Below are 23849 nucleotides of genomic sequence, written 5' to 3'. Positions count from 1 at the left end.
TACATTAATAATACCACGCGGATTGGCAGTTTGTCAAATTTGTATTTTTGCTTCTTGATAACAACCTTGAAAAGGAGCGTGTTAGTAAAAATGTTAAACGAAAAAGATTGGCAGGGAGAACAGAAACGGCTAGATTCGGTCATGGAAGAATTGCAATCAAAGATTGGCGAGCTGGAACCGGAAGTGACAGGATTACGTGAACAGGTGACGGACATCCGCAAGCAGTTTTGGGAGGAAGTTACGGTCAATACGAGCACACATGAGGATTTCGAGGAGACCTTTTACAGTATAAAACAGCAAGAAGCGTTGTTGTCTGAACGGGAACGTAGCCACCGCCAACGGCTGCTGCGTTATAAAAACATGAAACGGCTGCTGCCGTCACCCTATTTTGGACGAATGGACTTTCAAGAAGATGGGTTGAACTCCAGTGAGCAAATCTATATCGGGGTGGCGTCTTTCATCGATGCAGAAGGTGTAAACTTTCTGGTATATGACTGGCGGACACCTATTGCAAGTATGTATTATGACCATTCGCCAGGCCCCGCCACTTACGATACACCGGGAGGACAAATCTCAGGAACGATGATGCTGAAGCGGCAATACCAGATCCGTCAGGGTCAGCTTCAGAACGTGTTCGATACGAGCTTAACGATCGGTGATGAATTACTTCAGCAGGTGCTTGGTAAGGGTGCGGATTCACAAATGAAGAGCATCGTGGCGACTATTCAGAAGGAACAGAACGCTATTATCCGCAACGATAGTAGCCGTATGCTCATTGTGCAGGGGGCGGCGGGCAGCGGAAAAACATCCGCAGCGCTGCAACGGGTAGCCTATTTGCTATATAAACACCGCGATAGGCTCAAAGCGGATCAGATTGTTCTTTTTTCGCCTAATCCGATGTTTAATAGTTATGTATCTACGGTGCTTCCCGAGCTTGGCGAGGAGAATATGCAGCAAACAACCTTTCAGGAGTATATTGATTATTGGCTTGGATCTACGCTTCGTCTAGAGGACCCGTTCGAGCAGATTGAATATGTACTGACGTCCAAAGCTTCTCCAGAGTATGAAGCACGGCTAACTGGAATGCAGTATAAAGCTTCAGAAGCATTTCTGCATGCTTTGCAAAACTATGCGTTGTGGTTAGGGAAGGAAGGGATGTTGTTTCATAGTATCCGTTTTCGGGACCGCGAGTTGATTACTGCGGAGCAGATGAAATCGCAATTTTACAGCTATGATAGCTCCATCCGTTTGGCTAACCGCATCGTTTTATTGCGTGAATGGCTACTGCGTCAGTTGGCTTCGCTGGAGCGTCAGGAACAGGAGGCATTCTGGGTTCAAGATGAACTCGATTACCTCGATACCGATCAGTATGCCGAAGCCTACAGTGAGATACTTAAGAAGTATCGGCGGGAGGAAGCCGTCTTTGATTTTACGACTCAGTATCTTGAGAACTATGGGGATTTTCCTAATCAGGATCAAGGGGAAGAGAATGTTTTTGACTTTGGTCTGCAGGAAGAAGAACTGCTGCGCCGCATGATTGTGAAGGAGCACTTTACACCGCTGAGACGCGATGTCAAACGGTTTAAGTTCATAGATACGATTGGGTTATACGATCAGTTGTTTAGTGCCGATGCCAGTTATCGGCAAATGGCGAACGAGACTGAGGTGCCTGCTCAGTGGCAGGAAATCTGTAAGCAAACGAAGGAAAAGCTGAGCCGCGATGAACTCTTTTGCGAGGATGCCACTCCATTCCTGTATTTAAAAGAACTTGTCGAGGGTACTCGTATGAACACAGAAGTTCGGCATCTGTTTATCGATGAAGGCCAGGATTATTCGCCGTTTCAATACGCGTTTCTCAAACAGCTGTTTCCCCGCGCGCGCATGACTGTGCTCGGCGATTTCGGCCAAGCGATTTTCCCTCAAGCAACGAATTTGCACGAGGTGGATTCACCTTTGATCCGGCTTTATGGTGAAGATGAAACGAGCCTGATCCGTCTAATTCGAAGTTATCGTTCAACTCGTCAGATTGTGGAGTTTACGAAGGCGTTGCTGCCTAATGAGGAGATCGTACCTTTTGAAAGAGAGGGTAAGAAGCCGTTCCTAATGAACGCTAGTAGCGATGTAGAGCGGGCGAAAAGAATTAAAGAAGATCTCGCGGCGCTGATGGCTGAAGGGCTTGACTCTATTGCCGTGATTACCAAGACTGCAGCTGAAAGCCGTGCGGCCTATGAAGAATTAAAGTCACAAGGATGCGAAGCTCTGCGGCTCATTACGAAGGAGACGCTCACTTTTGAGAAGGGCATTTTAGTAATTCCCGCTTATCTCGCAAAAGGGGTTGAATTCGACGCCGTACTGATTTATGATGCTTCCACACAGACGTATGATCGGGAAAGCGAACGCAAGCTTTTTTATACAGCCTGTACGCGTGCGATGCATCGGCTTCTGCTGTACACAACAGGTGAGTGGTCACACTTTATTCAGCCGTTAGAGGTATCTTTATATGAGGTTGTGCAATGAGATTGGAGAGATAAATGAGAAGCATATTGTATAAGTTTATGAGCAAATTTACATCTCTTAACGAAGTGGAACGGCAGGATATTGTTGAAGGTATTCCTATTGAGGAATACAAGAAGGGAACGGTACTCCTTAGACAAGGAGACGTTCCCTCAAAATGTTTTTTTGTGTTAAAGGGATGTGTGAGGCAGTCCTCGATAGATGAATCGGGCAAAGAAGTCACATCTAATTTTTATACGGAAGAGCAAGCGGTTTCGATTTTTAATCGGCATCAGGAGAGTAGACCCTCAGCGTACACCTTAACCTGCCTAGAAGACAGCATATTGGTGGTTGGTGATCTTATTGCGGAACAGGATATGCTCCATAAACACGCTCAGCTGGAAACCATGATACGCAAAATGGTAGAGGAAAACTTGGGTGAGGTTCAGGATGAGTTGACTTTCTTTATTGCTTCCAATCCTGAAGAACGTTACAAAGCCTTGTTACAAAAAAGACCTCATTTACTTACCCGTGTCCCCCAACATCAATTAGCCAGTTATTTGGGGATTACGCCAGAGTCATTAAGTAGAATTAAGAAGCGGGTTCATTCCGGTGATGAATAGCAAAATCGTTATACACTTTTGGGGATTTTTCCACCTCTAAGCAGTAGCCATATCCCAAAGCCTAGTTCTCCTACAATCATAGGAATAGTAAAAATAAAATTAAGTGTTGTAATGACCGCCTCATATTGTGGGAGAAACATTTTGCTTAGATGAATGATAATATAGCCTATTGAAGCAAGCAGCAGCAAGATGCTGATTACTTCAGGAATGACATCGGATTTTAAAGCCACATAGCCCACTATTAACAAATGCCCGCCAAAAACGACCAGCCCCATAGACCAAATGAATTGAAATGCATCCAGAAATAACATCATAAATGCTTGAGTTTGTTCGATTGTTAATGAGGAAAAGCCATTTGTGTTTCCCGTGAGCAGCAGCACAAATATCAAGGTTAATATAGAGATTGCCAATATAGCGGAATAGGTTAGACGGAGCCATGCGCCGAGTAATGAAAGATTTTGGTTGACGGGTTCTAGAAACACATAAAACGCCCAGGCGACCAGAATGTCAGTAATCATAATGATGATCCAGCCCAAGATTTCCCCTTTGAAAAGGTTGTTGGAAGATACGATGTTAATAAATGTGGCACTGGCATCGCCTTGCACAACAAGAGTCCCATGGACAAAGCCATATGAAAAAAATGAGGCGAGGGTCATGACGATCAGTGATATTCCAGCTGTTAAAGCGGACTTACGCTGATTCGTTAGGTCTTTTTCTGAGATAGCCATAAGATAGCCTCCTAAAGGACTTTTATTTCATTGTAATTAGGAGTACTATGTCGGGCATTGACTTAAATCAAGACTCTGAATTTAATCAAGCGAAGTAAGTATCACTGTTATTGCGTTATCAACAAAGGATCGCTCCGGGCGGGATTTCAAGAGTACAGTAAGCCCTATTAGCGATACGATTAGTGCTTGTGCCAAGGCCTTCGCATTTACACCACCCTTAAGCTCACCTGATTGTATACCGCGTTCAACAGTTTCTTGAAATATAACCGATAGATACATTTGGTGTTCTCTTGTAAGAATCTCGAACTTCTCATCATGAGGTGCCAGCTCGACCATTGTATTGATGCAAAAACATCCTCGGTTCACACTGCCTGCATACTCCTCCGCCACCACATCTTCAAAAAAACTACGAAAGGCTTTTTTCGCGGATGGATTGCTTTGAAGTTGGGCTCGGACACGGGAAGCATGGGACATCGTGTATTTACGTAGCGCAGCTTCGAATAATTCTTTTTTGTCTCCAAAAGCTGAGTATATACTGGGGCGTTGAATGCCCATTCTGAAAGTTAAATCGCTTAATGAAGTAGCCTCATATCCCTTCTCCCAAAATAGCTCCATAGCTGATTCTAATGCTTTTTCCTCGTCAAATTCGCGGGTTCGAGCCATTATTAACACCCCTCGTTTTATTTGATTTCAATGATTTATTACCGAACAGTATTTTATAATACTAGAACTAGTCGTCTATATTGTCAAATCAAAGTCGGTAGCATCAAACATTTATGTTGACACACACCGTTTTGTAAGATAAATTTACTGAGCATAATAACATACTGATCAGTATGAAATTTGTTTGCGATTTAAATTTAACAGAGAAAGGGTGTTTCCAAAATGCAGGGGACTAAAGAGAAGCTTTCGTCACAAGAGACGCATACGCCATCTGATTCTATTCATGCTTCCTCGATGCCTCGGTATATGACACTTTTGTTTGCCGTTGTCTGCGGGATGTCGGTTGCAAACATCTACTTTGCTCAACCGTTGCTTGATCATTTGTCGAAAGAATTTGGTATTGATTATTCAACCATTGGTATTCTTATTACTATCACGCAGATTTTTTATGCAGTGGGGCTGTTACTACTCGTGCCACTAGGAGATTTACTGAATCAGCGCCGCCTGATTATCGGCCAGATGTTATTATCTGTGGTGGCTTTGATTATCGTGGGTACTGCCTCTTCCAGCACGGTACTATTCGTAGGTATGGCCTCAGTGGGACTACTCGCTGTTGTAACGCAGACGCTTGTTGCGTTCGCGGCGACAATGGCTGCCCCTGCCGAACGCGGGCGAGTCGTAGGCATGGTCACAAGTGGAATTGTGATTGGAATACTTCTTGCGCGATCCATTTCAGGAATACTTACAGATCTTGCAGGTTGGCGTTCCGTATACCTTTTTTCTGCTGCTTTAATGCTTTGTATGGTGTGTACATTATTTAGGGTGTTGCCAAATGTGAAACGTGAGGTAAAAACACTGTCATACGCTCAGCTGCTTAGCTCAGTGTTTATGTTGTTTGTACAAGAGAGAGTATTGCGTATCCGCGCTATTCTGGCTTTGCTGATTTTTACTGCTTTCAGTATTCTGTGGACTTCTGTGGTCTTGCCTCTTAGTGCTCCGCCGTTATCACTTTCACATACTGCAATTGGGGCATTGGGTCTGGCGGGAATTGTGGGAGCATTAGCTGCTGCACGGGCGGGAAAGCTAGCGGATCAGGGTCATGGACAGAGAACGACAGGCATAGCTTTACTTCTATTGTTGATTTCATGGTGGTTTATCAGTTTTACGGAGCAGTCGCTGTTGGCATTGGTCATTGGTATTGTTCTGCTTGATTTGGCAGTGCAGGCGGTGCATGTCACCAATCAAAGTATAATACTTACCTTGCGCATGGAGGCACGTAGTCGGCTCACCGCAGGGTATATGGTTTTTTACTCCATTGGAAGTGCTACCGGATCGATTGCTTCCACTCAAATATATTCTCACTATGGCTGGAACGGGGTATGTTGGCTCGGGGCTTCTGTTAGTGCTGTGGCTATTTTATTTTGGGCTTTAACCTTGCGTGCTACGAATGCCGCGTTGCAACGGCGCCCTGCTTGGAAATAATCGGGGCAAGTCAATAAGGGTGGAGGTTCCGCTTTCCGGGCATGTTATTTAAAACAGGTTTGGGAGGGGATAAGGATGTCTAGAAGGAACAGGAAATATGCAGTGCCGGGAGCCAGCCGCGGAATGCAAATTTTTAAAGCGGAAGTGATGCGGCGCGAGGGGTATGATGTAGATCCAGAGCGGCCTGATGATGTGAAATACGAAGTTGCAAAAGAACTGGGTGTCCCTTTGGAGCGCGGTCAAAATGGTCATTTGAGCACAGAATCGGTGGGCCAGATCGGCGGTAAAATTGGTGGATCGATGGTCCGCGAAATGATTCGTCTCGCACAGCAGCAATTGGTGGATCAGGAAAGGCAGTAGCATTTTTCTAATTTATGTTGCAGAGATCGCGGGAGGCGGTTTTCGTCCTATATTGTAGGGAATTGAGACCGTCTTTCTGTGTTTGTAATTGGGAATTGAACGTAAAAGAGTATTATTTGCGTAAACAGGAGCTTCGTGAATTTACGGAGCTTCTTTTTATTATAAAAAATAGCAGCAATAATCTTGCCGATCTGAACATTATGAGGACTATTTGTTAGAACAACATCCTTAGTTTGGATTGTTTTTTACTATACGGTTCTCTATACTCTTCATAATACTTGAAGTAGGAGTGGATAATGGATGATCCGTCTGAAGGATATAGGGAAGTTCGAGGAACTGCCGCAAATGGCCATGCATATTTACAATGGAAATATTCCGGAATTAGAGGCTGCCATTAGAGCAGGCTGGGATATTGAAGAGGGAATCGTCCTTAGCCAATATACTACGTTAACCCCGTTAGCTTTGGCGCTTATATCAGAGAGAATGGATGTCATAAAGCTGCTGGTACAGCACGGTGTAAATCTGAATGTGAAGAATAATCCGGCTTTTTTGCTCGCGGTTCGCTATTGCAAAGAAGATATCGTCCGCTATATTGCAGCACAAGGGGCCAAACTGGACAAGCTTAATCAGGTCAAGTCAGGTGCATATTCGCAGGCCTACTATGGCAACAAAAACAATATCCCGCTCATACATGAGCTAGGATTAGATATTAAGCAGCATGGTGGGGCTGTATTACGCAAAGCGGTGTCAGATCACGACCTTAAGACCGTTGCTTATTTATTGGATCATGGGGTGGACATTAATTACAACAATTCCGATATGGTCTATCCTTATCAAGCCACTCCGTTAACGGTTGCCACAAGAATGGGTAATCAAGCGATGGTACAATATTTGATTGAACGTGGCGCAGACGTTACCTTGGCGGAAAAAGATGGCGATCGCCCTTACACCATTGCTGTGAGCAATAAGAATACAGCTTTGGCTGACTTTTTGAAATCGTTAGAGCCGGCTGAATTTCATGATATCGAGAATAAGAAGTTTGAGCTGAGAAAATATAAATTGTCTGATGAATTGGTTAGCTTTCTTACTGGAACAAAACTGCGTCTTGAGCTAACACAAAATGAATATGAAATTAGATATATCGACTTTTTCACATTAACTGATACCATTGAAATAAAAATCGGCCGGCAAAAGCTGCTCCGTCTGTCAGCCGATATAGATAATTACTCTGATCTGCTGCTTATGTGGAATCCGAAGAAAAAAGGCCTGATAGGCTGTTACGACGTGGAACATCAGACGTACGCGGATTTATGTAGTTTTGCAGATTTTCTCACGCAACCGGAGATATACCTGATTAATTTTCTTGAAGGAACATAGTTGTTAATATCTCATGATCTGTCTATTTCTTTTGCAGGAATCATTCTATTCGTCGTTGAATATATCCCGGTAACCGTATTACGTATTCAAAATACGTAGCCACAGGAGGAGAACAACATTGAAATCGATTACCGTTCAAAGCCTTACGGAAACGTTTAAGCTGGAAGTGCTTGCGGGTGCTAGCTGCATGGACCGCGAGATCACTCGCTCTAAGACACATAGACCTGGCCTGGAGTTCGTGGGTTACTTCGACTTTTTCCCCATGAAGCGAGTACAAGTATTGGGCCGTAAAGAAATCAATTATCTGCTAAAGCTAAGCGTTGAGCAACGCAAGTTACATATTGGCAATATCGTTAAGTATCATCCCCCATGTTTTATTGTGACGACGGGTCAGCAGGAGATTCCCTATTTGACTTTATTCTGCGACCAAGAAGGTATACCACTACTTCGGACGGAAGAGACGACGTCAGAGTTCATCGCAAAGATTGATACTTATCTGGTGAAGGCGCTGGCGCCAGAACTTTCAATTCATGGAGTGTGTGTGAACGTGTCTGGCATAGGTGTCCTATTGAGAGGCAAGTCCGGGATCGGAAAAAGCGAAACCGCTCACACGCTCATTAGAAGAGGCCATCGGTTTGTAGCCGATGATGTAGTTGTGCTTAAGAAGCTGGGACCGGCGACGCTTCTCGGCACGCATAATGAAACGACCCGTGAATTCCTAGCGCTGCGCAGTATTGGTCTGATCAATGTTGTACGGCAGTACGGGCGTAGAGCTTTTCAGGAAGAGACACGAATTGTACTCGACATCGAGTTGTCACCATGGCGGGAGAATTCCTTGAATAATGAGCTCGAAATCGAACCCCAGTTCACAGACTATCTTGGCGTGCAAATTCCGCATATTGAAATTCAGCTTCAGCCTGGCCGTGACGTGGCTGGCCTGATCGAAGCGGCTGCGAACAATTGGTACCTTAAGCAGCTTGGCTATAGTGCCGCTGAAGAGTTCCTGCAGAGGATCGAAAACGGGATGCAGTCGTAAAGGCAGGATAGAAAGCAGCAATTATAGTTACCATAATTAAAATGGTTTTCTGTATACGAAAAACAGGCCGCAGATAAACGCTGCGGTCTGTTTTTCACAGCAAAAAGGGAAGTTGCTTTTTGATTGATAGGGCTAGGACATGCGTTATTGGCTGGGCATAGGTTAGAAATGGTATAATTTCTAATAGGTATTTTGAGTGATCGTTAATAGGAGGTATTAATGATGAGTGATGAGTTATTGGCAAAATTGGATGAATGGCATGAGGAAGATGAATTTCAAGAAATCGTGGATGCAATCACGGAAATTCCTGAAGAGGAAAGAGATTATGTTCTAACTAGTCATTTGGGCAGGGCGCTTAATAATCTCGGGCAATATGAAGAGGCTTTAGAGCAGTATTTGAGCATTGAAGATGAGGGTGAAGGTGACCCGCTCTGGCATTACCGTATCGGGGTTTCTTATTATTATCTGAAAAGATATGACGAAGCTTTAAAAGCGTTTACGATTGCCGATCAGCTGGAACCTGATGATGAAGACACATTGGAGTTTCTGGGCTGGATCAAACGTAAATTGGCTAAAAAAGCTGCGAAAAAGCCTGTAAACAAACCTGCTAAGAAGCCTGTAATAGCGTTGGATGCCACTAATTTCTGGGATGACAGCGAGTATGCGTTCTCAGAATATATTTCTGACCCGCCTTCAGATGCATTGATTACTTCTGTACAAGAAGAGCTGGTCTTCAAGCTGCCTGCTTCCTATGTGGATATGATGAAGTTACATAATGGGGGAATTCCTCATAACAATCGTTATCCGATTCCGGGAACAGGAGAATTTATTACGATTTCTGGTATCCTCGGAATTGGACGAGATAAGAATAAGTCGCTGTGTGGGGCTTCAGGCAGCCGGACTGTGATTGAAAATGGACGTTATCCTGAAGTTGGTGTGGTGATTTGTGATTGTCCTTCTGAGAATGAAGTGGTGATGCTGGATTACCGTGAATTCGGAAATGATGGCGAACCTGAGGTTATTCATGTAGATCGGGATAACAAATACAAAATCACACGTTTGGCTGACAATTTTGAGACCTTTATCAGCGGACTGGTGAAATAGTCCGTTTCGCTGGCTAAGAATACTTATAATCCAATCAAGGCATTCCTTAAGAGGAGTGCCTATTTCTATTAGGGGATTATTAGGGAAGCGTCTTTCGGACTCAGCTGACCTTAAATGCAGCTTTTTCGCATATTTGGAATGCCAACGGACCGTATAGCAGCTATTGGCATAAAAAACACCCAATATGAACCCGATTCATAGGAATAGCGTCGCTGGAGTCCGAAACTACGCACAAAAGGCTAAAAACATGCCTATAACGTCATCTGGGTCCGAAAGCCTCAGTGGACGAATACGATTCGGCGATTTAGCTGAAGGTGAGGCTGATTCGAAGTCGTCAGGCTTTAACTAGCCAATAATCGTTCTTGAGTCAGCTAACCAACGACCCAAAACACAGAGCAGCGGTGCTCCCATTAATGGGGAACCGCTGCTCTATTGTCTTTTTCTCGGATCATTGCTGGGTATTAAACACCTTAGATTGCAGGATATCGAGGGCATGGTTAATCTCGGCTAATTCCTCTGGGGGAACCTCTTTAATCCGGTTTAGAAAACGTTCACCGATCCGTTCAAAAGCCTCGTTCATCATCGCTTGTCCAGCATCAGACAACCGGATCATTTGCTTACGCCGGTCCTCGGCGACATCAAGCTTCTCACACAGGTTTTTTTCTGTTAATTTCTTCAGCTCACGGCTGGTATTCGGCATAGAGATATTCTTACAATCGCTGATTTGGCTGAGGGTAACAGGCTGGCTAACCGCAATATATTCCAGAATACTATATTGAACGGGAGTAATGCCTTCCGGTCTAACATCTTTGGTAAAGTCAAATGTTACTTCATGGACTGCTGTCGTAAAGGTAACAATTTTCTGAAAAAACGCTTGTTTGTCCATAAGGATCACCTCTTATTGTAAACCTTAACAAAATAATTATCATAATACAATTATCATTTGACAACTAAATAACGGTTGTGATACCATTTTGTTATCAAATGATAATTAAAGAGGTGGAGCAATGAACGTTTTAGTCATCTATACACATCCGAATCATAAAAGTTTAAGTTATGCTTTTTTCAATAAAGTCATTCAGGGAAGTAATGAGAATCAAAAGATCACGAAGATAGAGGTCCTTGATCTTTACGAAGAGCAATTTGATCCTGTGCTGGTATTTAATGAAAATAAACGTAGAAGAGACATGCATATCGATCCCAAGCTCGAGAAGTATCGGGAGCAGATTCGTCAGGCCGATAAAATTGTGTTTGTGTATCCAATCTGGTGGGGACGTCCTCCCGCGATGTTGCTCGGTTATATTGACCAAATGTTTGCTTCTAATTTCGCTTACAGAGAAAAGGGTGGTCTCATCCCCGAAGGGCTGCTGAAAGGAAAGTCTGTGGTTTGCATTTCCAGCATGAAGGGGCCGACCCTTTATCCTTTATATTGGCTGAATAATTCCCATAAAGTGCTGATGAGAAAAGCACTATTTCAATATTGTGGCATCAAGAAAGTGAAGTTTTTCGAATTTGGGAATATGGAGAGTCCAAAAGGGAAACATGATAAGAAGTTAAATCAGGTGTACCAATATTTTAAAGCTGTGGCTAATTAATACCTCAAAGATATCTGCTGTATGATTATTTGGACTCGTCATAAAGGTCCCTCTTAAAAAAAACATCAATGTTAAATGCCGAATATATAGCTCTAAAAATGCTAAATTCATAAATTTGATTCATACTGCATAGGACTTACTCATTTTGTTAGAGAGGTATCAGAATACTATATAAGTTTAAAATAACCAGTCACCGGAAATCAATCGGTGACTGGTTATTTAGTTTCGCTTGAATTCAGAAGTCAGTGTATAGAAAAAATAAAGTACTAGATTGAGGAGCGTTGAGCGGTTATTGGACGTCCACAGTACGGTAACTATGAGATCTGGCCAATTTTTGTGAAAACCTCAAGCTACTGAATGGAATAATGATTTTAATTTAGTCATGTTATTTGAAAACCAAGCAAGTGAAAAATAGATGTAATTCCTGGATTGACTCACCAAAAAATGGCATGTATATTTATATATATGAATTAAAGTAAATTATTACAATTAATTTTAAATAATAGGATTGGAGGAATTTAGTTTGAATAGTGGTATTTTAAAGAATGGCTCAGAAGAAATAAACTTAACTCCACTGTATTTTGATTATTGTGCTTCTACACCAATTGATCCTATGGTTTCACAAGTTTTAATGAGTTCATCATTAGAATATTATGCAAACCCTTCCTCGACACATATGATGGGTTTAGAGATTGAGCAGCTAATTAATGAAGCACGAATTTCTATTTCAAATTTATTAGGTGTGAATTCCTCTGAATTAATATTTACTTCTGGAGCTACTGAGAGTAATAACTTAGCTATATTTGGTGTTATAAGGGCATTACAAAATAATAATAGACGACTCCATGTCATCACTACTAAAATTGAACATCCTTCTGTTATACGTTGTATAGAATTTTTAAATGACCAGGGAGTAGACGTAACTTATTTACCTGTTGATTGTAATGGAATGGTGAATATTGAATCTTTGAAAGAAGCAATTAAAGAAAACACTGCTTTAGTAAGTATTATGCAAGTAAATAATGAAACAGGTGCTATACAACCTATCGAAGACATAGGGAATTTGTTGAAAAATTATCCTCACATTTATTTTCATGTTGATGGAGTACAGGGATTTGGAAAAATAGCTATTTCTTTAGAATACGTAGACCTTTATACCATATCAGCACATAAAATTGGAGGCCCAAAAGGGATGGGGCTTTTAATGAAGAAAGGACATGTCAATATCTCTCCTATTATGTTTGGAGGAAATCAAGAATTTGGTATTAGACCAGGAACAACCAACATTACTGGTGTCCTGAGTATGCAAGAAGCCATTAAGATAGCTGTTAACCAACAAGAAGAGAGATTAAATTCTTTAACAATGATATATAAACGGGTTTATTCAGTTTTACATAATATAGACGGTTTGCACATCAATAGCCCAAGTCCTGGTTTAGGTTCACCCCATATTTTGAATTTTTCATATACAGCTACAAGTTCAGCTATTTTTTTATCTATATTGGCCAAAAAGGGGATTATTGCATCGTCACAGTCTGCTTGTTCTTCTAAGGGGAGTAAAGAAAGTCGGGTGCTAATGGCAATTTGCAATGATCAGGCTATAGCTTCCAGCAGTATTAGACTCAGCTTTCATGAGTCAATTACTGATGAAGATATCGACCGCCTAATTGAAGCGCTAGAACAAACAGTTATTTTAATAAAAACAAAAAAAGTATTCTCCTTTCTGGCAGATAAATCTCTTGAAGAACAAAATATTTACTCGTAATTAGGAGGAAAATTTAATGAATACGCAAACATCAATGATAGATTCACTTTTCAAGCCTCCTAGAAACTTTAGTCCTGAGGTAGGAGACTATTTATCGAACTTTGATATTGACAATAGTGACTGGAAACTGCTTGATTTAATCCGCAATGAACATATTCTTGCCGTTTTTCTTAGTATGGAATGTAAAGCTTGCGAGGTTGCTATGGAGGTTATTGATGACTACATCAACCAACACTCTAATCTTAATGTAGTGATTTTTATGAATGTCGATGCAAATACAGTAAAGGAATTAAATTCTTATTTTCAAAATAGAGCTCGTGTATTCTCTCTTAGTAAACAGAGGATGAAAGAAGAATTACTAATATTTAATTATCCAAAGGCATTTACACTTAATAAGTTCGGGCAAATCTTAAAAGCTGAAAACTGTGGGGCGGATTTTATGTTAGATATCTTGACTCAGCCCCTCAGAAAGATCCTCTTAAATTATTAATTTTTTTATAAGGAGGTTTGAGATGATTTTAAAAGACGTTTTGAAAAGAGCTACTCTTTTAGAAGATGAAGTAGTAACTGCGGAAAAACGATTTGAAAAGATATTTGAAGAAATCCCTCTGCCAGCAAAGGAAACAATTTATTGTATGGTTTCCTTCAGCTGCCTGCATTGTGTCGATGTTATACCCAAATTATCACAAGTTGAATTAAACGGTGAGTTTATATTGGTAACCGATGGAGAAGAAGCAGATAATGAGACTTTAATAAATGAGTTGGGCTTTGATTTTCCAGTAATATCTTATACAAGTCCTTATATTCAATTAGGCATTGTTAATACTCCTACATGTGTGCAAGTAAACTCTGCAGGTGAGGTTATCAGAGAACAGTATACGGAAAATATAGATGAATTATTAAGATTTTTACATGACTTTGATTAAAGTACTATCTAAAGGGTGTGGAGGAATATATGGATTCAGTGAAGGCAAGTCTATTTGTAGCATCCTCTGGCTTTTATAGTCACGATACTGGCTCTCATACAATGGAACATATTTTGAATAGAGTTAACGTTTCATATCTACCTTGCTCTATCAAAACGTTTGTTTTAATTAAATTGCAGCTGCCGTTTCCTGAGTATGAAGAAGAGGGATATTTAGATGTCTATGCACCTGATGGGAAAATTGATATGAATTCTTCTCTCTTTCCCATAAAAAATTATAGACCCCAATACATGTTTCCAGGTGGAGATACTAGTATTCAAGTGAATTACCCTATAGTCCAAGAGGGGAATTACATATATAAAATGTGCATACATGGACAAGTCATTGCAGAATATCCACTTTATATTGGTCTGGATAGGAATGAATAATGTATATCAAAATGTTCATAAGCATTGCGTCCTTTTTCATAAGGCCACTTTAAATCAGAAAAAGAAAGTTCTAATTCTTAGTATTCTTTTTTTCATTGAAAGCTGTATTCCGGCAGCACAGATTTATATTATCAGTAAACTAACTGATTCTATAAGCAATGTGTTCCAATTTGGAAAATTAACTGAGAACTTAATTTTCTTTTTTAGTTTAAATATTTCATTATTGGTTATTTCTAGTTTTATTATTGATTGGAAAATGCTACTCATTAAACGTCTTAACCAAAATGCCGATTACTACTTAGAAGATATGAAGGCTCATAAGTTAATGGACACACCTGTAATTTATTTTGAGGATACTAACAATTATAACCTGCTTGAGAGAATCAGTGGTTTAGGATCAAAATGTATAAGTACATTTGTTTCATTATTGGGATTATTGAAAAACGTATTTATTTTAATCTCTTATTTAATTTTGTTAGTGAGAATTAATTGGAGCCTAGGAATTGTTCTTGTTATCTTGATTATTCCTAGTCTCTTTATTTATCTTAAGGCCTCAAAAGATCAGTATCTTCAAGGATTTGCACAGTCATTAGACGTGAGAAGAGCGGGGTATCTAATTAATTTATTCAAGGATAGAGAAGCTCAACAGGAATTGAAGATATACAATCATGGTCAGTTTCTTCTGGATAAATGGAAATCGCTGTATTGGAAAACATCAAATGACCAGTATAAGTTAACTAAAAGTGTTACATCAAAGAAAAGACTATTTTCTAACCTTACCCATTTATTTAATACATTTTATTTTTTTGGATTAATTTATTTTGGAACTCATGATGGGATGACAATCGGTGAATATATTGCGTACTCCTCTTTGTTTACGTCTAGCATGGCAGGAATCATTTCATTAGTAAATGACGCCGGGTCTATCTATGGGAACTCGTTTGTAGTTGAAGAGTTTTATGATTTTGTTTTCTGCTCAAAGGAAAAAGATTATATAGAGGAAGCTTCTGATCAATACGAAATAAACTTGCAAGATGAAATTACCGTTAAGAATTTATCTTTTCAATATCCCGGACAGGCTAATTCAGTATTAAAAGATATATCATTCAGTATAAAAGCTGGAGAAACGGTAGCAATCGTAGGAGAAAACGGATCAGGAAAAAGCACTTTAGCGAAATGTCTTATAGGTTATTATGAGCCGACTTCGGGTTCTGTTTTCTATGACCACAAAAAAGTGACTAAGAAAAATGCAAATAAGGTGTGGAGTAAATTAACTGTTTTATTTCAAAATTATGTTAAGTATGAATTTACTTTGGTAGAAAATGTGTTGTTTCATCGAAGTAATTCGTTGAATGATTTGAATAAATTGGAGAGGCAAAATACATTCGAAGATTACAACATAATTTCTAAACAATTATCTGCAGGTAAAGATTCATTATTAGGAAGAGTATACGGAAATGGAACCGAGCTTTCTGGAGGGCAGTGGCAGAAAGTGGCTCTGACAAGATCACTTATCAAAGAGGCGGATATATTCTTATTGGATGAACCTACATCTGCAATGGACCCTTTATCTGAAAGAAAGCTGTTCGATCTTTTTTTTGAGATGTGCTCTGGGAAGACAGCAATTATTATTACTCATCGTTTAGCCAATTGTAAGAAAGCGGATAAAATAATTGTTCTTGATAAAGGGGCAGTTGTAGAATTTGGAGATCATGCTAGTCTGTTGGAATCAAGAGGAGTGTATGCTGCTATGTTCACTGCTCAAAAAGAGCCATTTGATTTAAATGTGAAATAATAATCTTGAAAGGAGGTGAGAAGATGGGACCGATATGCGGAGAATATGAAGATTGTTATGATACACCGTGTAGTGGAAGACGTTCAAAGTATAGACAAACGTACAGATGCTCAGAGATTGCAGCAACAGTAACCTGTGTTACTTTTGGTGGATCTTATTGTGATGGCAAGTGTTCCACTTGCAGTTCATATGTGAGTTCAACTTTTATCTCGTGTTGTCCTTAGGGAACTGGCATCTTCTTATTGTTTTAATCATCAATTAATAGAATGGCAACTAAATCTTCGGAAGAAGAATTGGTTGCCATTTTTATAGGGTACAGTGTCGGTTCACGACTAACCGGTGAACGACCCGAATATTAGAGTCTTCTTTAACTCGGTACTAAAAATCCGTAAAGTGGTTCAAGGCTTCATCCGATGGATTAATGAAATACGGCTGAACAGTTGTGTCACCAATTCTAAATGTTAAATGCCAAATATATATTTGACTAGCCAGAACCATTTTATTGTTGCTGGCTAATTTTTTTTGTTGGCTTTTGAAATAAGGGCTGTTATATTTGAAAATACTATGTAACTTAAGGTTCAGCAACTGGGTATCGACACAATGGAGAGGCGGATTTACATGCAACAAATGTTAGACAGTATGATTAGCGCAACAAATGACTTTCTTTGGTCGAAGATTTTGGTGGTTCTGCTTATTGTTTGTGGAATTTATTTCACCATTCGATCGAAGTTTGTTCAGTTTAGCATGTTTAAAGAAATGTTTAGGGTCCTTAAAGAGTCCAATGAAAGGTCAAAAGATTCCATTTCGTCATTTCAGGCTTTCTGTATCAGTATGGCAGCAAGGGTTGGGACAGGGAATATTACAGGGATCGCAATTGCTATCGCAATAGGTGGACCAGGGGCTGTTTTTTGGATGTGGGTCATAGCTATTATTGGATCAGCGTCCGGATTTATTGAAAGTACTCTGGCACAGGTGTATAAAGTGAAGGACAAGACTGGATTTCGTGGGGGGCCCGCCTATTATATGGAGCAAGGCCTGAAAAAACGTTGGATGGGCGCGGTATTTGCGGTTCTGATCACGTTATCCTTTGGTCTTGTATTTAATGCAGTTCAATCCAATACGATTACAGTGGCCTTTGAGAATTCATTTGGCACTAATCGGGTGATTCTTGGACTTGTAGTCGCTGCTGCATTTGCTGCTGTTATCTTTGGTGGGGTTAAACGTATTGCTAGAATGTCCGAATATATTGTAGTGGTAATGGCAGGGATCTATATTGGGGCTGCTGTTATTATTATGTTAATTAATATTACGGAAATACCGGCGATTCTGGCGCTTATTGTGAAAAGTGCTTTTGGATTTGAGCAAATCGCAGGGGGATCTTTTGGGGCAGTTATTTTGCAAGGGGTGAAAAGAGGACTATTCTCCAATGAAGCGGGGATGGGTAGTGCTCCTAATGCTGCGGCAACTGCAACAACTAGTCATCCGGTGAAACAAGGGCTGATGCAAGCGCTGGGTGTACTTACAGACACGTTACTTATTTGTTCTAGTACTGCTTTTATTATCTTGTTATCGGATGCGTATAAACAGCCAGGGCTGGATGGAATTAAGCTGACACAAGCGGCATTAAGCGAACATATTGGTTCGTGGGCTTCTGGATCCCTAGCGATCATGATTTTGTTGTTTGCTTTCAGTACGTTAATCGGAAATTATTATTATGGTGAGACCAATATAGAATTTTTGAACTCCAATAAAAAAGTATTACTGATCTATAGATACAGCGTCTTGGCGATGATTATTTTTGGCTCCGTGGCTAAGGTCCAATTGGTATGGGATTTGGCTGATTTATTTATGGGCTTCATGGTCATCGTGAATTTGATCGCTATTCTTCTATTATCTAAGGTTGCCTTTGCCGCCCTGCAGGATTATAAGCGCCAGAAGCGCGCAGGGAAGGACCCTGTCTTTTATAAAGATAGCATAGTGGGTCTGGAGAACGTGGAATGTTGGGACAATTCTTCAGAGATAAAAACATAGTAGGGTAAGTATTTGCGGGCTCAGGAAACTGAGCCCTTTTTGTTGTAGGCACTTAAATGTCTATGCATTATTTGTTGAGAATTTCTTCTATGATTTGTTTTGACTCTATTTTAAACTGCTCAATATTTTCGCTTACAAGCAGCACTTTTTTATTGTCCAATAGGATATATGAAGGGTAAGTGTTGGTCTTCAAATCCTCTTTTAAGCGGTCCCCCTCTTTCGAATCTTTTTTGATAACACCTGCTTTGCTGATAGAAGTCATATTTTCCTTGTAAATATCCTCAAGCTCTTTAGTTTGCTCAAAAAAACGATCGTTCTCCGATAAAATTAGGATTGAAAAAGATTTATTTTCTTGAGTAAGGTATGGCGTCAAAAAGTCATCTTTTTTCTGATTACCATTACAAGCTGCGATAAAGATTAAAGTAATCAAGCTTATCAGCATAATTACTAAGGCGTTTTTTTTCATATATACACCCTATTCTTTTTTATTCATAACGACAATTATGTTTTGAACTCCACATTAACTTCTAGACTTACTAGATCATATCCTGTTTTCAGTTATAAATGAAAATAATGAAATATTTTTTGAAAAAAAGCAAAAAAGACTTACATTAATCAACTTTATATTGTTATAATAACAAACAGACCGGTTGGTATGTTAGGGGGAGTACGTTATTGTGGATACAAAATCGCTAATGATTGATACAGCTACACTTCTTTTTCAGCAAAAAGGATATAAAAATGTAGGCGTGAATGAAATTTTAAAAGCCTGTAATGTGACCAAAGGAGCGCTTTATCATCATTTTCCAAATGGAAAAGAAGAACTATTAATTGCTTGTTTAAAGGGCTTAAATGAAGCAATTACGATAGATATTGAGGATATTTTTAAAAAGCATCCATCGACGTTAGAAGCTATACAATCCATGATCGACAAGTTGATTCACAACTTAGAAACCGAGGGCACGATTACCGGATATACCTTTAGCAGTATTGTCAGTGAAATGGCTACGGTGAGTGAACCTGTTCGCCAGGCATGTAGCTTGCTCTATGAGAACATGGAACGAATTTACTGCGATAAGCTTGTAACTGAAGGTTATTCGCAGGAATCAGCCTTCGAGATGGCATTGTGGATGACGGCTTCGATCGAAGGGGCGATGATGTTGTGCCTAACGCAAAAATCTACAACTCCCTTAAAAACTATCGCCAAACTATTACCGACAATATTGAAAGGAAGAACATCATGAATCAAGAAGCAAGATTACCAAGAAACGCTAAGGAGGGGGCATTATATGGTGCAATCATTTCTACACTGACGGTACTGTTTATGTCTTCAATAAATATCATTTTTGGGGTTGGAGAATTTAATGGTGAGGTTGCCTTAACGATTCTTAAGGTGTTTCCGATCATTTGGGTAATTGTCATGATTATTGAGCCTGTTGTTATTGGCCGTATTGCCGAAAAGCTGACAGCTATATTCACAGAACCTACAGATAGCTTCAACGCCAAAATCCTATTCCGTATCCTATTCACCGTACTGGGAATGTCATTTTGTATGACGTTTATTGGAGACATTATCGGAAACGGGTTGAGTTCTCAAACGTTTAATCACTTCTTAGCCAATTGGCCAAGAAATTTCCTGATTGCACTGTTCGCTGAAAGTATATTGATACAGCCGTTTGCAAGATTTGTGATGGTAAAGCTACATGCTTCTCAGGACAAAAAGAAATCCAGCGCTGTTGGCGTAACTATACATGGATTATCAGAACAAAATTCCTAACCTAAATAAGCTCTCAGGCGAAGCGATTCGTTTGAGAGCTTTTCTATTACCGTGTATAATGATGTTTTGGTTGAATAATTGAAACTCAAATCTTTGCCCGATATCTTTCGGGTAAGCCCTCCTATAAAAAAATGAAAGCATAACAATGAAAGGTGATTTTCTAACATGATGATCTATAGTCGTCTTGCCATAATGATGCCCCCATTTCCCTAGCTAGGCTCATATTCTTGTAGTTGTTCGAGGATATAAGCTTGTAGGAGGGCGAAAATAAGATGAAAAAATATGCAGCACCATCGTTACTTTTAATGATTGTTCTTGTGGCTTTTCCGCAAATTAGTGAGACGATTTACACCCCATCGTTACCGGATATCGCAGTAGCACTTGGGGCCACCAATAGTTCTGTACAGTTAACGTTAAGTATATATTTTATTGGATTTGCTTTAGGTGTTTTTAGCTGGGGTTGGTTGTCTGACTTCATCGGGCGGAGATCTTCCATGCTGGCTGGACTTCTTGTATACGGTATGGGAAGCTTGATGTGTTTTTACTCAGAATCCATTCATTTGCTGTTAGTCAGCAGGTTTATACAAGCGTTTGGAGCAGCAACAGGTTCGATTATTACCCAAACCATTCTTCGTGAGAGTGTCTCCGGGAATAAACGGCATGTTATGTTTGCCCAAATCTCGGCGGTCATTGCTTTTACTCCCGCAGTAGGTCCGTTAATTGGCGGATGGGTGGATCAAGCTTTTGGTTTTCGAGCGGTTTTCTTTACATTAGTAATGATGAGTGTGTTGTTATTTATGTATGCTTTTTGGAAGCTGCCAGAAACCACTGATGTTTCCATGAGAAAAAAGGTGGCTATTCTGCCTATAGTCAAAAAAATGCTCGCATTGCCACGTGTATTGGTGTTTGGGTTACTAATTGGAGGCATTAACGGAATCTTGTTCAGCTATTATGCTGAAGCTCCTTTTATATTTATTGAACACTTTCAGATTTCGCCAGGAGTCTATGGTTTTCTCGGCATTATTGTGGCTTTGGCGTCGATTGTAGGCGCAATGATCTCCAAAAGATTATTAACCCTCTATGCCCCAGAAAAAATAATCCATATCGGCTGTCTAGTAATGGCGAGCGGAGCCTTGCTATTAACAATCGCAAGCAGTCTTGACTCGCTGCCGGATATGATAGTGATCGTATGTATTCTAATAACACTGTTTGTCCTATTAATGGGTGCAGGGATTGCTTTACCTAATTGTCTAAGTCTTGCTCTTGTTCAATTTCAGGATGTTGTAGGAACAGCAGGTGCGATATTCAGCTTGGGTTATTATTTGCTTGTTAGCTTGGCGACGTGGGGAATGAGCGCTCTCCATAATGGTTCATTACTGACGATGCCTATTTATTTCTTAGGGATTAGCGGCGGAATGTGGTTATTAGGCAAAAAATTTATTGTAGTGGAATAGAAATAACTTCTTAGTCATTTGATTAGTAAGATATGGATCGGGGCGTCCATAAATTAAGGGCAGTCTGGAACTTTTTGAGTTCCGGACTGCTTTTTGTTTGTTAGTCCACTTCTGGCACAATGACTTGGATATGACGAGGGAGAACACTTAGCGTAATAGGCAAAGTTGGACCTTCTTCGCCATCTACATTGGTTCTTACGGTTTCTGGAGAGCTTACACTTACACTGTGGGCTGTGAAATAGACAACATCTTTATGATCCTTGAGGGTACCCAGCAGTAAAGATATACTGGCTGTAATGGTATTGAATATACTGAGGTCCAAAATAATAAAACAATGAAGCAGACCGTCGTCAACCGCAGCATCCGGTATTAGATTCTCGAACCCGCCGACTGAGTTGGTTAATACGGCGAGAAAGAGTAAGGAATCTCCTTGCCACATTTGTCCATCATGGTGAATGACAAGGGGGTGGGCTGTAGGGCTTGTAAGTTGTTTAAGACCTTCTTTTAAGTATGCCAATGAGCCGAGTTTGGTTTTATCTTCGGAGGATACAGAGGATAATGCTCCGGCAATTGAACCTACAGCAACCACGTTGCCGAATAGGCGGTCATTTAAGCGACCGATATCTACTGTTTTTAAATTTGAGGAGGCAAGGGTTTGAATGGCTATTTCGGGATTCAGTGGAATTTGTAATGCACGGGCGAAATCATTAGCCGTTCCTAAAGGAACCACACCTAACTTTGGGTGGTGTTCCTGATCGATAAGACCATTAATGGTCTCGTGAAGCGTGCCATCCCCGCCGATGGAGATCACCAGATCATAACCTTCCTCACAAGCAGCGATGGAATAACGAGTGGCGTCTAGTTCTTTTGCCGTCTCCTTGATCGTAACGGAGTAGTCTTTATCACTTAGAACTCTTGTTGCATATCTGACATATTGGCTGGCTTCTTCTTTGCCGGAGGAGGGGTTAATAATAATCATAGCTTGCCGCATAAGGATAATCCTCTCTATTGTGATCTAGTAGAAGTTTATTCTTACCATTACCCCAAAGTAGGCAAGTGGAACTCGTTCCCATAAAAAAAGGTGAGCAAGATTGACCTAAGTCATCCTGTCCACCTGTGTATTCAATTAATAGACTTTATCTCCATTAAAAATGGAGTTCTTAACGATAACGTAATCCACATTACGGATAGCCTCTAATTTATTGCCACCTGCATAAGAGATGGAGGATTGAAGATCCTGCTCCATTTCTCTTAGGGTTTCTGCTAAAGCCCCTTTATGCTCAACCGCAATTTTTTTACCTTCGACGTTCTTCTTTTCACCTTTTTGGTATTCTGAAGCGGAGCCAAAGTATTCTTTATAGAGCTTCCCAGCGATTTCAATGGTTTCACCCGGAGATTCCTCATGACCGGCAAATAGTGAACCAATCATGACCATAGAAGCGCCGAATCGTACGGATTTAGCAATATCACCGTGTGTGCGAATGCCTCCATCGGCAATAATTGGCTTGCTTGCAGCCTTGGCACACAAGCGTAGTGCAGCTAACTGCCAGCCGCCTGTACCGAATCCAGTTTTGATCTTAGTGATACATACTTTCCCTGGTCCAATCCCAACTTTAGTAGCATCAGCTCCAGCGTTTTCTAATTCTCTAACGCCTTCAGGTGTTCCTACATTTCCTGCAATAACAAAACTAGCAGGCAGGTATTGTTTAATATGTTTGATCATCCGAATAACTGCTTCGGAATGGCCGTGTGCAATATCAATTGTAATGAATTCCGGAACCAGCTGTTCTTTGGATAATTGTTCGACGAAATCATACTCTTCTTCTTTAACTCCGACGCTGATGGATGCGATTAATTCACGGGAGTGCATGTCTTGGATGAAAGACGTACGTTTCTCCGGTTCAAAACGATGCATAATGTAGAAATAGCCATTTTGCGCCAAGGAGATAGCGATCTTCTCATCAATGATGGTTTGCATGTTGGCAGGTACCACCGGCAATCTAAATTTATGCCCACCGAGGGTGACTGATGTATCACACTCCGAACGGCTGTTTACGATACATTTTGCAGGAATTAATTGAATATCTTCATAATCGAATACTTCTTTCATAATTTACACCTCTAAATGCGAACATTATAGTATTTTGGTTTGTTAATTGTTCGTCCAAATTGTAATGTACCTCATTCTGCGCCGTAAGTCAAAATTCTAGTA

General features: G+C 40.4%; 23 protein-coding genes. 17 read left to right on the top strand and 6 right to left on the bottom strand.

Features of this window, described 5'->3' with window-relative positions:
* Positions 1 to 90 precede the first annotated feature (90 nt).
* Both helD and MHI51_RS29975 read left to right on the top strand, forming a co-directional pair.
* Positions 91 to 2517 carry an RNA polymerase recycling motor HelD gene (helD, locus tag MHI51_RS29980; RefSeq protein WP_405173464.1) on the top strand — a complete coding sequence of 809 codons (2427 nt, stop codon included), beginning with the start codon at positions 91 to 93 and terminating at the stop codon, positions 2515 to 2517.
* 14 nt (positions 2518 to 2531) lie between these two features.
* Entirely contained in the window at positions 2532 to 3116 is a 585-nt protein-coding gene (locus MHI51_RS29975) for a Crp/Fnr family transcriptional regulator (RefSeq protein ID WP_405173463.1), read from the top strand.
* Between the two features lie 8 nt (positions 3117 to 3124).
* On the opposite strand, the gene MHI51_RS29970 is transcribed toward MHI51_RS29975, so the two are convergent.
* Entirely contained in the window at positions 3125 to 3844 is a 720-nt protein-coding gene (locus tag MHI51_RS29970; RefSeq protein WP_341004150.1) for a DUF4386 domain-containing protein, read from the bottom strand.
* A gap of 81 nt (positions 3845 to 3925) precedes the next feature.
* Positions 3926 to 4507, bottom strand: coding sequence for a TetR/AcrR family transcriptional regulator (locus MHI51_RS29965; protein ID WP_341004149.1), 582 nt, complete (start codon positions 4505 to 4507; stop codon positions 3926 to 3928).
* Between the two features lie 294 nt (positions 4508 to 4801).
* Here MHI51_RS29965 and MHI51_RS29960 point away from each other — a divergent pair, with 294 nt between their 5' ends.
* From MHI51_RS29960 to MHI51_RS29940, 5 genes are all read left to right on the top strand, one after another.
* The gene (locus MHI51_RS29960; RefSeq protein WP_076276341.1) at positions 4802 to 5989 is read left to right on the top strand and encodes an MFS transporter; all 1188 of its coding nucleotides are present in this window, start codon (positions 4802 to 4804) and stop codon (positions 5987 to 5989) included.
* A gap of 75 nt (positions 5990 to 6064) precedes the next feature.
* On the top strand, positions 6065 to 6349 hold the full coding sequence (locus MHI51_RS29955) for an alpha/beta-type small acid-soluble spore protein (protein ID WP_076179251.1): 285 nt from the start codon (positions 6065 to 6067) through the stop codon (positions 6347 to 6349).
* Between the two features lie 300 nt (positions 6350 to 6649).
* A complete protein-coding gene (locus MHI51_RS29950) occupies positions 6650 to 7726 on the top strand; it encodes an ankyrin repeat domain-containing protein (protein ID WP_076220471.1) in 1077 nt (358 codons plus the stop codon).
* A gap of 118 nt (positions 7727 to 7844) precedes the next feature.
* A complete protein-coding gene (hprK, locus tag MHI51_RS29945; RefSeq protein WP_076140599.1) occupies positions 7845 to 8762 on the top strand; it encodes an HPr(Ser) kinase/phosphatase in 918 nt (305 codons plus the stop codon).
* Between the two features lie 222 nt (positions 8763 to 8984).
* Positions 8985 to 9866 (top strand): SMI1/KNR4 family protein, encoded by an 882-nt coding sequence (locus MHI51_RS29940; protein WP_076220470.1) that lies wholly within the window; start codon positions 8985 to 8987, stop codon positions 9864 to 9866.
* A gap of 448 nt (positions 9867 to 10314) precedes the next feature.
* Here the strand turns inward: MHI51_RS29940 and MHI51_RS29935 are convergent, their stop codons facing one another.
* The gene (locus MHI51_RS29935) at positions 10315 to 10752 is read right to left on the bottom strand and encodes a MarR family winged helix-turn-helix transcriptional regulator (RefSeq protein ID WP_076124207.1); all 438 of its coding nucleotides are present in this window, start codon (positions 10750 to 10752) and stop codon (positions 10315 to 10317) included.
* 121 nt (positions 10753 to 10873) lie between these two features.
* Between MHI51_RS29935 and MHI51_RS29930 the strand changes: the two genes are divergently transcribed.
* The 7 genes from MHI51_RS29930 (at position 10874) to MHI51_RS29900 (ending at position 18406) form a co-directional block, all read left to right on the top strand.
* A complete protein-coding gene (locus tag MHI51_RS29930; protein ID WP_036682318.1) occupies positions 10874 to 11461 on the top strand; it encodes an NAD(P)H-dependent oxidoreductase in 588 nt (195 codons plus the stop codon).
* A 523-nt stretch (positions 11462 to 11984) separates the two neighbouring features.
* The gene (locus MHI51_RS29925) at positions 11985 to 13226 is read left to right on the top strand and encodes a cysteine desulfurase family protein (RefSeq protein ID WP_081387424.1); all 1242 of its coding nucleotides are present in this window, start codon (positions 11985 to 11987) and stop codon (positions 13224 to 13226) included.
* 16 nt (positions 13227 to 13242) lie between these two features.
* Positions 13243 to 13716, top strand: a complete 474-nt coding sequence (locus MHI51_RS29920) for a hypothetical protein (protein ID WP_076220712.1) — start codon at positions 13243 to 13245, stop codon at positions 13714 to 13716.
* A 22-nt stretch (positions 13717 to 13738) separates the two neighbouring features.
* Complete coding sequence (locus MHI51_RS29915) at positions 13739 to 14152, top strand: hypothetical protein (protein ID WP_076220711.1); 414 nt, start codon at positions 13739 to 13741, stop codon at positions 14150 to 14152.
* A 29-nt stretch (positions 14153 to 14181) separates the two neighbouring features.
* A complete protein-coding gene (locus MHI51_RS29910) occupies positions 14182 to 14580 on the top strand; it encodes a hypothetical protein (RefSeq protein WP_076220710.1) in 399 nt (132 codons plus the stop codon).
* Positions 14573 to 16375 carry an ABC transporter ATP-binding protein gene (locus MHI51_RS29905; protein ID WP_076276297.1) on the top strand — a complete coding sequence of 601 codons (1803 nt, stop codon included), beginning with the start codon at positions 14573 to 14575 and terminating at the stop codon, positions 16373 to 16375. The genes MHI51_RS29910 and MHI51_RS29905 overlap by 8 nt, the downstream gene beginning before the upstream one ends.
* Before the next feature lie 618 nt (positions 16376 to 16993).
* Entirely contained in the window at positions 16994 to 18406 is a 1413-nt protein-coding gene (locus MHI51_RS29900) for a sodium:alanine symporter family protein (protein WP_076276296.1), read from the top strand.
* 67 nt (positions 18407 to 18473) lie between these two features.
* Here the strand turns inward: MHI51_RS29900 and MHI51_RS29895 are convergent, their stop codons facing one another.
* A complete protein-coding gene (locus tag MHI51_RS29895) occupies positions 18474 to 18872 on the bottom strand; it encodes a hypothetical protein (protein WP_076276295.1) in 399 nt (132 codons plus the stop codon).
* 211 nt (positions 18873 to 19083) lie between these two features.
* Here MHI51_RS29895 and MHI51_RS29890 point away from each other — a divergent pair, with 211 nt between their 5' ends.
* The 3 genes from MHI51_RS29890 (at position 19084) to MHI51_RS29880 (ending at position 21637) form a co-directional block, all read left to right on the top strand.
* Positions 19084 to 19650: a TetR/AcrR family transcriptional regulator gene (locus tag MHI51_RS29890; RefSeq protein WP_076276294.1), complete on the top strand. Its 567-nt coding sequence runs from the start codon at positions 19084 to 19086 to the stop codon at positions 19648 to 19650.
* Positions 19647 to 20183, top strand: a complete 537-nt coding sequence (locus MHI51_RS29885; RefSeq protein WP_405173462.1) for a DUF2798 domain-containing protein — start codon at positions 19647 to 19649, stop codon at positions 20181 to 20183. Before MHI51_RS29890 ends, MHI51_RS29885 begins: the two co-directional genes overlap by 4 nt.
* 272 nt (positions 20184 to 20455) lie before the next feature.
* A complete protein-coding gene (locus MHI51_RS29880) occupies positions 20456 to 21637 on the top strand; it encodes a multidrug effflux MFS transporter (protein ID WP_076124195.1) in 1182 nt (393 codons plus the stop codon).
* Positions 21638 to 21737: 100 nt separating this feature from the next.
* Here the strand turns inward: MHI51_RS29880 and MHI51_RS29875 are convergent, their stop codons facing one another.
* Both MHI51_RS29875 and guaC read right to left on the bottom strand, forming a co-directional pair.
* Positions 21738 to 22628 (bottom strand): diacylglycerol/lipid kinase family protein, encoded by an 891-nt coding sequence (locus MHI51_RS29875; RefSeq protein ID WP_405173461.1) that lies wholly within the window; start codon positions 22626 to 22628, stop codon positions 21738 to 21740.
* 135 nt (positions 22629 to 22763) lie between these two features.
* Entirely contained in the window at positions 22764 to 23747 is a 984-nt protein-coding gene (gene guaC / locus MHI51_RS29870; protein WP_405173460.1) for a GMP reductase, read from the bottom strand.
* Positions 23748 to 23849: the final 102 nt, after the last annotated feature.

The sequence above is a fragment of the Paenibacillus sp. FSL H8-0260 genome, from assembly GCF_045040625.1.
GTDB classification, from domain to species: domain Bacteria; phylum Bacillota; class Bacilli; order Paenibacillales; family Paenibacillaceae; genus Paenibacillus_AQ; species Paenibacillus_AQ odorifer.
The sequence above is the reverse complement of the archived record's forward strand: the minus strand, read 5'-3'. Positions and strand labels throughout refer to the sequence as shown.